The organism is Lactobacillus iners (assembly GCF_011058775.1).
GTDB lineage: Bacteria > Bacillota > Bacilli > Lactobacillales > Lactobacillaceae > Lactobacillus > Lactobacillus iners.
On the sequence record NZ_CP049230.1, the window covers coordinates 1,119,821 to 1,132,150 of the forward strand.

Below are 12,330 nucleotides of genomic sequence, written 5' to 3' on the forward strand. Positions count from 1 at the left end.
AACCTTTTTACTTTGGCTATTATCTTTTTGATTAAATTTCTAAAATTTATTGAGATATTCACGTGGTACACGGTCACTTAACAGGCAAGCAATTTCATAATGAATTGTATTAGCATAATCTGCTACTGCTTTAATATTATTTGGAGCTTTTGCATCAGCAGAAATCAATTCAACTGGTGTACCTACTGGCATTTTTTCTGGTAACAAAACCATAAATTGATCCATACATACACGACCAACAATTGGACAATATACATCCCCAACTTTAACTTTAAATCCTTGCATTGAGCGTTGCCAACCATCAGCATATCCTACTGGAACTGTGCCAATCCATTCATCAGTATCAGCTTTAAAAGTTGCACCATAACCCACCGCATTATTAGCATGAATTTGTTTTACAAATACTAATTCACTAACAAAACAAAGAGCTGGTTGCAAAGTAAATTTAGGTTGAATCTCAATGCCATGAGGTGCTGAAGATGGATTTAAGCCGTACATGGCGATCCCGTAGCGTACTAAATCACTATCCACTTGGCGATTAAAAATAGAAGCTGCACTATTATCACAATGAATATACTTTGGCTTTATTCTTAACATTTTTTTAAAGTGGTCAAATTTTTTAACTTGACTATCAAAATACTCTAAATCATGACAATCTGCTGTAGAAAAATGGGTAAACATTCCTTCAACATCATATTCAGGATGAGACAATAAATAATCATTAGCCTTTAAAAATGCATCATCTTCATTAAAACCTATTCTCCCCATCCCAGAATCAATTGCCAAATGAATTTTTAATTTAGTCCCAGATAAAAAAGTGCTAGTTTTTTTTAACCAATCTAAATCACCAACAGTTAAAGAAATGTCATTCTCAGCTGCTAATGATGCAAATTTAGGTAAAGTAATACCTAATACTAAAATAGGTACCTTAATTCCAGCTTTACGTAATTCAATAGCTTCATCTAAAATAGCAACACATAGTCCTTGAGCACCCGCAGCAATAGCTGTCTTAGAAATGACAACACTACCATGTCCATAGCCATTGGCCTTGACAACTGCCCACAACTTTTGCCCTGATTTCAAATTTTTTATTTCATTTTCGACATTACTTTTAATTGCTGCTAGATCAACCAATATTTTGGTCGGTCTATGAATTCCTGAGATCATTTCTTAAATATCCTCCAACACTACCTGCGTGACTAAATATCTTTTCTCATGCGAAATACTTACAAAAATCCTACCATGATAACTTTTAGCTGTCATCTCTGGCTGTCCTAAATCATTATCAATAATCTCTACTTCTTTAAATTTAACAATAGTACCTAGTCCTACTCCCATAGCCTTTGAAAAAGACTCTTTACAGGAGAATCTGCCAGCTAAATACTCTACTTGTCTATTTTCCTGATATTTTTGATATTGTTCAAATTCTTTAGAAGTTAGCACTCTTTTAGCAAATAAATCGCCTTTTTTTATTTGCTCACGAATTCTGTCTAAATCAACAATATCAATACCAACGCCACGTAACACAAGCATTTCCTTTCATATCATCATAATAAACTAGCAATAATAAATATTATATCATGACATATTATTTATAAAAAAAGCAGCATCCTGCACTTAAAATTAGTACTCCGACACTGTTTTTTATTTTAATCTTTTTTCTTAATTACAAAATTATGTTTAATATTCCGCTCTCTTGTTTGAGCATTTGGTTTGCGATGACGCTTAATATTTCGATCACGATCATCTGAACGATATCTGCGTTTAAAGTTTTGTGTGTTTCCTCTTCTATTTTTGAAAGGCAACGGTTTTTCCGGAGTTATTTCTACTTTTACTTGCTCAGCATCCTTAGCCATATCTTTTAATAATGCGGCAACTAAATCTAGAGCAGAATTATTTTCTAATAATTTTTCAGCTTCTTTAGTATACTTAGTTAAATCACTATCTAATAATTCTTGAATTTTTTTGTTTGCAATGCTTAATTGACCATCAAAAGCTTCTTTATCAGATGGTGGTCTTAGAGGTGTCATTTTCTTACGTGTTAATCTTTCAATTGTCTTCATATAGCCAATTTCATTAGGAGTAACAAAAGTAATTGACATACCATTCTTACCTGCTCTACCCGTTCTTCCAATTCGATGAACGTATGAATCAGGATCTTGAGGAATATCATAATTATAAACATGACTAACCCCTGAGATATCAAGACCACGAGCTGCCACATCAGTAGCTACCAATATATCCAATTTACCTTGCTTAAAGCGTTTCAAAACACTCATTCGCTTAGTTTGGGTTAAATCGCCATGTATTCCTGCAGCATCATAACCACGTGCCTGAAATCCTCTAGTCAGTTCGTCAACACGTCGTTTGGTTCTACCAAAAACAACCGATAATTCTGGATCTTGGACATCTATCAATCTACATAAAATATCAAATTTTTCATTTTCTTTTAGACGAACAAAATATTGATCAATCAAATTTGCAGTTAACTCTTTAGATTTAATCTGGACAATTTGCGGATCATGCATAAATTTTTCACCAATTTGTAAAATTGGTTTAGGCATAGTAGCTGAAAATAACAAAGTTTGATGATCATTAGAAGCAAAAGTCAAAATACTTTCAATATCTTGGATAAAGCCCATATCTAACATTTCATCAGCTTCATCTAAAATAACATGCTTCAAATGAGAAAGATTAATTGTACGTCGCTTTAAATGATCAAGTAATCTACCAGGAGTACCTACCAAAATATTAGGAACCTGCTTTAATGATCTAATTTGACGTCGAATATCTGCACCACCATAAACTACTTGCACATGTGCATTTTCATCTCTACCTAATCTAAATAATTCTTCTTGTGTTTGAATAGCAAGCTCACGTGTAGGCTCAATAATTAAGGCTTGAATACCTTCCTGCTTTTTATCTAAAGTTTGTAAAATTGGTAAACCAAAAGCAGCTGTCTTACCTGTTCCTGTTTGGGCTTGTCCTATGACATCCTTGCCACTTAGAACCAAAGGAATCGTTTTTTCCTGGATCGGCGTTGCCTCTTCAAACCCCGCACGCTTAATTGCTTTCAATAATTCTGGCTTTAAATTTAATTCTGAAAATTTCAAATATCTATTTCCTTCCTACAGAAGGCGCTCTAACACTTTTTCAAGATGCATTCCATGAGAGCCCTTAAGCATAACAATATCATGTGGCTTTATATCTTCTTTAAGATCGTTAATCATTCTATCCATATGATCTTTTTCATAGTAATGCAAAGCTGAGCTTTCATATTTTCCAGACAGCGCCTCGAATAAATATTTCATTTCCGGACCATATAGATAAAGCTCATCTATTAATTGAGGAGTCAAAACCTCGGCTAAACTAGCATGCAACTGGTGTGAAGCTGCACCCAATTCTAACATATCACCTAAAACAGCAATCCGACGACCAAATGCGTCTACATCAACTTGACTAAATGATGTTAACACAGCTTTAGCAGCAGTAGGGTTAGAATTATAAACATCACTCATAATTGCTTCACCTAAGTCGCCTTTTTCCCACTGCATTCTATTAGCTGTTGGTACAAAATTAGCTAATGCCTGAGCTATTTCTACATCAGGCACACCAAACGTTCTACCCACCAAAATAGCTGCCAACGCATTTGACACATTGTGTTTACCAATCATTGGTATAGTAAATTTAACTTTTGAATCATTAATGGTAAATGAAGCATGGTGCATATATGAATTAAAATTAGTTGCATAAATTGTATCAGTTGAATTAAAACCAAAAGTGGCCTGTAATTGATTCAATTTTTGAGCACGTGCTTGCAATAAAGGTTCATCACCATTAAAGATAAACTTTCCATCTTCTTTTAAGAAATCAGTGATTTCCATTTTCGCATCAGCAATTTTATCTCTTGTACCAAAAAACTCAATGTGTGCTTCACCAATCATCGTAATTACACAAACATCTGGACAAACGAGCTCACTCAAATGATGCAATTGACCTGCACGATCCATACCCATTTCCAAAACTAAAATTTCAGTTGTAGGTTTCATTTCTAGAATCGTTATTGGCACGCCGATTTCATTATTAAAATTGGCTTGTGTTTTATGCACATTAAATCTTTTCGATAAAACCGCAGCCACCATATCCTTAGTAGTAGTTTTACCATTGGATCCTGTAATCCCAACCACCGTTGGATTAACTTTTTGCAAATAATATTTTGCTAATTTTTGCAACGCTAATAATGTATCATCAACCACAAGTACAGGAATATTCTCAGGTCTATTAGCATGATCTTTTTGCCATAATGCAGCTACAGCACCATTAGCAACTGCATTAGCAACATAATCATGACCATCACGTTCGCCAACCAAGGGAACAAATAATGAATCTGCGACTGCTTTTCGTGAATCAAACACTACAGACGATACAATCGTACTTTCATTCATAGACAAATCGCAACCGATTGCATTAGCGATTTCTGAAAGTTGCATTTTCATAATAAAAAATTTACTCCTAACCTTAATTAGTATTTAAACTAATCAGTGTTTATAAACACATAATAAATTATATCACTTATAAAGTTAAAAAAGAGCAACCAACATAGGGCTGCTCTTTTACAAAGAATCTTGTCGTGATTAATTCTTTGAAGAAATACCATACTTCTTGTTGAATTTTTCGATACGACCATCTGCTTGAGCAAACTTTTGTTTACCTGTGTAGAATGGGTGGGAATCTGAAGAAATTTCAACACGAACTAATGGATAAGTTTTACCTTCAAATTCGATAGTTTCTTTTGGTTTCAAAGTAGAACCTGATACAAATTTTGCACCAGTTGATGAATCCATGAAAACTACTTCTTGATAATCTGGATGTATACCTTGTTTCATAATTATTATCTCCTTTGCCATAGCCATTTCTCAGACCATAGATTAACATGACTAATAAATTATATCATCAGTAACTAACTAATTCAAGATAAAATAATTTTTGCTCCAAATTATTCTGATTTTTCAAATAAATATCTACTAAATACTATTTGAAAACGCTATCATATAGAGGCACGCCCACTATTCCAACTTGAATCGTATATTGATATAGTGTATAATACCATCTATTAGCAAGGAAACGCTTTCTCTTTTGAAAAAATGGCAAAATTTTTCCTTGCATTATCTAATTTTCAATTTAAAGGTGAATACTACTATGGAAAAAACAAAAAAATTACCTACTTTGGCATTATCAACTTTAATGATGATGACATTAGGTAATTTAGGTACCAGTATGGCATTTCAGCTACAAAGTGCTAATATGGCACGAATTTTTCAAACCTTAGGAGCTGATCCCACCAGATTAGGATTTTTCTTCATTTTACCGCCACTTGCAGGTATGATAGTTCAACCTCTTGTTGGATACTATTCAGATAGAACTTGGATACCACGATTAGGTAGACGACTACCTTATTTAATGTTAGGAACTATTGTAGCAGTAATTGTGATGTGCCTTTTACCAAATGCAGGTTCATTAGGTTTATCTACATCAGCGGCTTTATGGTTTGGTGCTATTGCCATTTTATTTATGGATTTATCATCAAATATGTCCATGCAACCATTTAAGATGATGATTTCGGACATGGTTAATATCGCACAAAAAGACACCGCTTGGTCATGGCAAACAATATGGAGTAACATTGGTGGCGTTTTTGCAACTATATTACCAACTATCTTAACTATCATCGGAATTAAAAACACTGCTTCGAAAGGAACCATACCTGATTCTGTAATATTATCTTTCTACATCGGAGCCTTGATTTTAATAGTTACTTCTATTTTTACTATTTGCAATGTACATGAATATGATCCTATAACTTATGCCCAATATCATAAACTTGCTAATAAAAAATCTGAAGTTCATGGATTAATTAATATTTTAAAAAAGGCACCAAAAGTTTTTTGGACATTAGGAATTGTGCAATTCTGTTCTTGGGTCAGCTTTCAATATTTGTGGACTTATGGTCCCGGAACTATTGCTCAAAATATTTGGCATACAGCTAATGCTAAGAGTGAAGCCTTCCAACTTGCTGGAAATTGGTATGGAATTTTATTAGGTATCCAAACAATTATCGCTATCTTATGGGGATTTGTCTTAGTAAAAATCAATGATAAAACCCGTAAACCAATGTATATTTTAGGATTAATTGTCGGAGCTATTGGTTATTTTGTCTTAGCTAATGCTCATACTAAATTAGGATCAATCATTGCCTTCATATGTATTGGAATTGTCTGGGTCACTATTAACGCTATTCCATTCACTATCTTAACGAATGCCTTAAGTGGTTCAAATATCGGCGTATATATGGGATTATTTAATTCATGGATATGTTTACCACAAGTGGTAGCTTCAGTTGCTTCCTTTGTTTTATATCCATTATTAAACAAATATATGCCAAACATGATTATGATATCAGGTATTGTATCATTAATTGGTGCTGCATCTGTCTTAATCATTAAAGAAACATATGGTGAAAAGAAATAGAAAAAGTCGAGAATATTCTCGGCTTTTTTTATAGCAGATATATAGCTCGCTTAAAAAGCTAATAAATGACATGTTAATATGTTTTAGTCTGTTAAAATTTAATATAATAAGAGTAATTCTTAAAAGAGCAATGATATAGAGGATATTATATGGAAAAGTGGAAATTATTTGAATTAGACTGCAATGCATATTTAAACAAAAAGTATGGCAACTTCTTTACTCATTTTGGCTTTAGCAATTCAACAATTAGTGACATCAAATATGAAAATAACAAAAAAATGTTTTATATAGAAGTTAAGATGCCCTCCGCACAAAGTGGGCAATTTGTGCTTTTGCCAGATTATCAAAATAAAAAATTTATTTTTTCACCAAATAATAAAACGAAGCCAAATAAAAGTACAGATTTCATAATTGCATATATGAACAAGCATTTTGAAAAATATGCACATGTTGACTCAATTGGACAAAATATTGATATAGATCAAAAAATATTTAATGAATGGATCACTAATGCCTATAAAGATAAAGGCGTTAAATTTATGATTACGAAAGGAAAAGACTACATTATTTTTCCTATCAATCAATATGGTAATTATTTCTTTATAACTGCTAAATATAGGATCAAAAAAAGTGGCTCTAGCAAAGTACCAAAAAGCAAGCAACAAGAAGTCCTAAAAAAATTAACCCAGATGAATATCAATTTTGAGTTAACAGATGATTTCAACATCAAATCTAACAACCGTCTTAATAAGCTCAAATTTCAAGTTGATGATTCTGAATATATGTTTAGCCATTTTAAAGAAAACATTTATCATATTAGAAAATTATCTAATACAAGAAATGCTAATGTTATTTTTAGTATCGAATTACGCAAAGAACAAAATCCAACCGATTTAGAAAATTTTGTGAATTCATTATAACTCAAACCATCTCTAACTGGTTTGTCCCACTATATTTATGGTTTAAGGCATCGCTAATTTGTTGCGTTATAAGTTGCAATACGTCAACTACAACAGAATTACCCAACTGCTTATATGCTTGATTCATATTAGGATGCAATTTAAAACTATCTGGAAATCCCATGATTCGAGCACATTCTCGGGGATGGAGTCTTCTAGTTTGTCCATTAATCAAATAGCCACCCGTTTTAGCAAATACTCCTCCACCATATGCAGATAAAGTTATGGCTATTCCTTTAGGTGAATAAATTCTTTCACCCTGACCGCCCTTACCCACGGTTCCTACTCTGATTGTAGAAGGAGAATTATAATTGATGTTAACTTTGTCATTAAGCACCAAATCTGTACGATTAACAATTAAATCTCTAACTTCATTATCAGGTAGTAAAAAATCTTCAACGAATCTATTTAATTTAAAAGGTTGAGGAAATACAAACGATTCTCGCTCAACATCATTTCTAAAACATACCATGTATACACGCTCACGCTTTTGCGGAATACCATAATTAATTGGATTCAGAACCCTAAATTGGAAACTATAGCCTAATTCTAGCATAGTATTTTTAACGACACTGATTGTTTTACCGCCGTCATGTGTAGCAAAGTTTTTAACGTTTTCAAGGAATACTACCTTGGGGCGTTTTTCTTTAACAATTCTAGCCACGTCAAAAAACAAAGTACCTCTACTATCTTCAAAACCATATTGCTTACCACTAATCGAAAACGGCTGACAAGGAAAGCCAGCACATAATATATCGTGATCTGGAATACTTGTTTCATCAACTTGAGTAATATCACCTTCAGGGGTATCACCAAAATTCATGTGATATGTTTCTTGAGCAAATTTATCCCATTCATTTGAATAGACACACTGTGCGCCGAATGATTCTAATGCAAGTCTAAATCCACCAATACCTGCAAATAAATCTATAAATTTATAACCTTTTAATGATTTATTATCTATGTGAATCATCTTAACCCCCGTTAAATAGTAAATGTGCCTGTACAATTATACTATATATACGATATTTTTAAATATCAATAGTTATGGTAGAGGTCTATTTTGACACATAAATTAACTATATTTAGTGAGAAAATTAGTTTTAAACTAAGTATATGTACACAAAAACCGCAGCTTAACGCTACGGTCTTTTTGTATGCTAAATATTAATCTAAAAAAATCATTTTATCTTTTATAGAATATTTTTAGAAAATTTTTAGAAAATTTTGCTATTATTTCTGTTCTTCTTTCCCAAGCGTACGATATATACCAAACCGTTCAAGATATAGGATTTTATTTTTTCTAATGCCACTAAATCCACCTAATTATAGGACGTTTTCAAATTTTTAGTCCCGTCCCAGTACCAGTACCGGAGAAGTATTGTTTTAATATAATATCTGTTAATCTTGTTTATCCAGTTTTCAAATTAATCTCACTTCGAATTTACTTCATTTTTACTTTTTACTTTGTGGGTTTAAATCTAAATATATTACTTGGTAATTATCCAGCCTATGGATATAAGACAAAAGATCTACAGAACCTAAAGCAAGAAGATTTTGTTAAAATCTTCGGAGAAGTAAAAACTAATATTGGCAACAATGAAAGGGAACATAAAAATGTTCGTATTCTGTCTTCTCAGCTATTAAAAGCAAAAGAACAAGTAAGGAGTCAAGACAAGGATAAACAGTCCATATTAGGGCAAATAAATAGCTTTAGGGCAGAGGACAAACTTAAGTCATATAAGAAAGACCATAGCAAAGGTGCAGAGAGATAAATATCGGCAGTTTTCGGACTGCCTTTATTTTTTGCTAAGTTTAACGCAGTAAATCATATAATTGAAAGGAATCTGTATTATATTCTCTAATTAGATAGTTAATCTATACATTTAGAAAGGTAAAATATAGAATTGGAGAATGATATGGGATTTTCATATAACAAATTATGGAAGTTTTAATAGATAAAAATATGAAAAAAACAGACTTACAATGTGCAATCGCAACAACACCCAAGACAATAGCAAAAATGGGAAGAGACGAAAATGTAAGTCTAGAAACATTAGGAAAGATTTGTGAGTATTTTCAATGTGATATTGGAGATATTATTGAATATAAGTCAATGGAAATCAAGTATGATAACGGAATTTGATAGTATTCCATATTCCAATGCTGGTAGAGGGCTACAATGCTTATTAAAAACTGAGCTTGCTTTAAATAATATTAATACAAATAAAGATAAAATAATTTTAATTGAAGAGCCAGAAAACCATTTGTCATATTCTAACATGAATAATTTAAGTGATATTATACAAGTAAATAGTAATAAGAAATCTAGTCAAATAATTATTTCAACTCATAGCAGTTTTGTTTTAAATAAATGAGGCATAGAAAATTTAATACTTTTATCAAACAAAAAAAGCTCTAAAATTACAAATTTAAGTAGTGATACAGAAAAATATTTTAAAGCTATTTCAGGATACGACACATGTGGAGACAGTGGTATTATTGTCAAGAAAATAGAATAACAAGCTATAAAACTGTCGAAATAGGTGGCTTTTAGGATTTTAAAAGAAATCAGTTCTATAATAAATTAAAAATCGTGTTGGTAGAAAAATCGTCTACTTCTACCAACACGATTTTACAAAGAGCCAGTACTTACATCTCTTTTTCTCCTATAAAACTATTGTATCTTGATACTTTAAGGAGTTTCAATCATTCTATATGTTAATTGTCATTTTTTCGGATCTAATCTTAATAAAATGGCATTAATTGCAACTAAGACTGTTGACACAGACATTAGAATTGCTCCTACTGCAGGACTTAATGTGAAGCCAAAAGGGGCCAAAATTCCAGCAGCTAGAGGAATAGCTATAAAGTTATAGCCGGCTCCCCAAAAGAGATTTTGTTTCATTTTACGAGTTGTTTTGTGTGCTAATTCAATAAATGATTCAATATCTCCTGGATCAGATTGAGTCAAGATGACATCAGCTGAATCCAACGTCACTTGAGTTCCTGCACCGACCGCTATTCCAACATCTGCCAAGGCAAGAGAAGGAGCATCATTGACACCGTCACCTACCATGATAACTTTTTTTCCTTCTTCTTTAAGTGTTTTTACTAACTCATATTTGTCTTGTGGAGATTGATTTGATCTATATTCAATCCCTAAATCTTCTGCCGCGCCTTGAGCTGCTTTTTCATTATCACCTGTTGCCATAATTGGCTCTATATTGTTATTTTTAAGAGCTTCTATTAATTCTTTACTGGTTGCTTTTAATTCATCCCCCAAAGCTACAGCACCAATGGCATCATCGTTTTCTACTAAGACACTGAGGGTTGCTCCTTTTGGAATATCAATATCCAAATTACGTCCGTATGCTTTTTGACTGATTAATTGGTATTGGTGCCCATTGGCTTTACCTTCTACGCCAGCACCGGAAATTACATCAATGGAATCAAAGGATACTGGACTTATACCTTCTTGGTCGGCGAAGCTTATAATTGATTGAGCAATAGGGTGACTAGACCCTCCTTCAATACCTGCCAATAGTGAAATGATTTCCTCTTTTGTATATTTTTCATTAAGAAGTTTTACATCTAATACTTTAAACTCACCTGTTGTTAAAGTACCTGTCTTATCTAAAATCATCACATCTGCATCTTGAGCTATTTCTAAAGCCTCACGGTCTTTTACTAGTAAGCCATGACTTGCCCCTAAGCTTGTGCTACGAGCGGTGACCAATGGAATAGCTAGACCCAAAGCGTGAGGACAAGCTATAACTAATGTTGTGATAGCAAATTTTACTGCCGTTGGGATGTCCGCTATAAGCGTCCATACTACAAAAGCTATTAGTGCGGCAGTTACCGCAATATAGAAGAGCCACCCTGCAACCTTTTGAGCAATATTTTCTGCACGAGAAGGTTGACTTTGAGCTTGGCTGATTAAATCCTGTACTTGAGATATAAAGGATTTATCACCTGTCTCAAGTACTTTAATATAAAGAACCCCTTCTCCATTTGTTGAACCCCCAATTACTTCATCGCCAGGACCTTTTTTAACTGCTTTTGATTCTCCAGTCAAAAGAGCTTCATTTACACGTGATTCGCCACGCTCGATAGTTCCGTCTGCTGGCACATTTTCTCCAGCTTGAACTCGAATTAAATCACCTACCTTTAAGTCAGCAACTGGTCGTGTTTCTATTGAATCGTCATCTAATACTACGTGAGCATCTTTTGGTACTAGCTTAGCCAGTTCTTCTTGTGCATCTCCTGCTTCTCCAATTGCTTTCATCTCAATCCAGTGACCTAATAACATGATTAATAGTAATGAAGCAAATTCAAAGAAAAAATCCATAATTTGTTCAACTGTTACGTAGCTTGCTATTACAGTATAAATACTATATAAATATGAAACACTTAAGCCTAAAGAAACGAGTGCCATCATTCCAGGTTCTTTTTGTTTAAATTCGTCAACTGCCCCTTGATAGAATGGACGTCCACCATAAATAATTAATATAGTAGATAAAATAGCTACTACAATATCAGAATATGGAAAAGTAAACTGGAATGGTAGGTCAAACCCAGCCATAGGGGATAAGAGCATAATAATGATTCCTAGTGGCAATGATTTTAAGAAAAGTTCCTTAAAGTTTCCGTGATGATGGTGGTCATGCCCTCCGTGCCCGCTGTGATCATGCCCAGCATGATGTTCTTGATGTTGATCCTTATGGTCTCCATGTTCATCTGTGATTCCATGCTCATGTTTTGAATGATCCATGTCGCCATGATTATGGTGACTGTGGGATGAATGTTTGTTGTTATTGTTCATTTTAAATTCCTCCTTATT

At 33.2% G+C, this 12,330-nt stretch carries 10 protein-coding genes and 2 pseudogenes; 5 read left to right on the forward strand and 7 right to left on the reverse strand.

What is annotated here, in order from left to right; genetic code table 11:
* Positions 1 to 39 precede the first annotated feature (39 nt).
* From alr to G6Z82_RS05455, 5 genes are all read right to left on the reverse strand, one after another.
* Positions 40 to 1,167, reverse strand: coding sequence for an alanine racemase (gene alr, locus G6Z82_RS05435; RefSeq protein WP_006730559.1), 1,128 nt, complete (start codon positions 1,165 to 1,167; stop codon positions 40 to 42).
* A gap of 3 nt (positions 1,168 to 1,170) precedes the next feature.
* Positions 1,171 to 1,527: a holo-ACP synthase gene (acpS, locus tag G6Z82_RS05440; RefSeq protein WP_006731180.1), complete on the reverse strand. Its 357-nt coding sequence runs from the start codon at positions 1,525 to 1,527 to the stop codon at positions 1,171 to 1,173.
* 122 nt (positions 1,528 to 1,649) lie between these two features.
* A complete protein-coding gene (gene cshA, locus G6Z82_RS05445; protein ID WP_006729506.1) occupies positions 1,650 to 3,113 on the reverse strand; it encodes a degradosome RNA helicase CshA in 1,464 nt (487 codons plus the stop codon).
* A 15-nt stretch (positions 3,114 to 3,128) separates the two neighbouring features.
* Positions 3,129 to 4,496, reverse strand: a complete 1,368-nt coding sequence (locus tag G6Z82_RS05450) for a UDP-N-acetylmuramoyl-tripeptide--D-alanyl-D-alanine ligase (RefSeq protein WP_006734223.1) — start codon at positions 4,494 to 4,496, stop codon at positions 3,129 to 3,131.
* Between the two features lie 138 nt (positions 4,497 to 4,634).
* Positions 4,635 to 4,886, reverse strand: a complete 252-nt coding sequence (locus G6Z82_RS05455) for a type B 50S ribosomal protein L31 (RefSeq protein WP_006730552.1) — start codon at positions 4,884 to 4,886, stop codon at positions 4,635 to 4,637.
* Between the two features lie 313 nt (positions 4,887 to 5,199).
* On the opposite strand from G6Z82_RS05455, the gene G6Z82_RS05460 reads away from it, so the two are divergent.
* Together G6Z82_RS05460 and G6Z82_RS05465 are read left to right on the forward strand one after the other, a co-directional pair.
* The gene (locus tag G6Z82_RS05460; protein ID WP_164785907.1) at positions 5,200 to 6,528 is read left to right on the forward strand and encodes an SLC45 family MFS transporter; all 1,329 of its coding nucleotides are present in this window, start codon (positions 5,200 to 5,202) and stop codon (positions 6,526 to 6,528) included.
* 149 nt (positions 6,529 to 6,677) lie between these two features.
* On the forward strand, positions 6,678 to 7,448 hold the full coding sequence (locus G6Z82_RS05465) for a PDDEXK family nuclease (protein ID WP_164785908.1): 771 nt from the start codon (positions 6,678 to 6,680) through the stop codon (positions 7,446 to 7,448).
* A gap of 1 nt (position 7,449) precedes the next feature.
* On the opposite strand, the gene G6Z82_RS05470 is transcribed toward G6Z82_RS05465, so the two are convergent.
* Positions 7,450 to 8,460 carry a DNA cytosine methyltransferase gene (locus G6Z82_RS05470; RefSeq protein WP_164785909.1) on the reverse strand — a complete coding sequence of 337 codons (1,011 nt, stop codon included), beginning with the start codon at positions 8,458 to 8,460 and terminating at the stop codon, positions 7,450 to 7,452.
* Between the two features lie 526 nt (positions 8,461 to 8,986).
* Between G6Z82_RS05470 and G6Z82_RS05475 the strand changes: the two are divergent.
* From G6Z82_RS05475 to G6Z82_RS05485, 3 genes and pseudogenes are all read left to right on the forward strand, one after another.
* Positions 8,987 to 9,262 (forward strand): annotated as a pseudogene (locus G6Z82_RS05475) (hypothetical protein); the annotation flags it as partial.
* 144 nt (positions 9,263 to 9,406) lie between these two features.
* Positions 9,407 to 9,633: pseudogene (locus G6Z82_RS05480) on the forward strand (helix-turn-helix domain-containing protein).
* Complete coding sequence (locus tag G6Z82_RS05485; protein ID WP_006729497.1) at positions 9,617 to 9,865, forward strand: AAA family ATPase; 249 nt, start codon at positions 9,617 to 9,619, stop codon at positions 9,863 to 9,865. The pseudogene G6Z82_RS05480 and the gene G6Z82_RS05485 overlap by 17 nt, the downstream one beginning before the upstream one ends.
* 350 nt (positions 9,866 to 10,215) lie before the next feature.
* Here G6Z82_RS05485 and G6Z82_RS05490 read toward each other — a convergent pair whose 3' ends face one another.
* The gene (locus G6Z82_RS05490) at positions 10,216 to 12,312 is read right to left on the reverse strand and encodes a heavy metal translocating P-type ATPase (RefSeq protein ID WP_006732718.1); all 2,097 of its coding nucleotides are present in this window, start codon (positions 12,310 to 12,312) and stop codon (positions 10,216 to 10,218) included.
* Positions 12,313 to 12,330 lie beyond the last annotated feature (18 nt).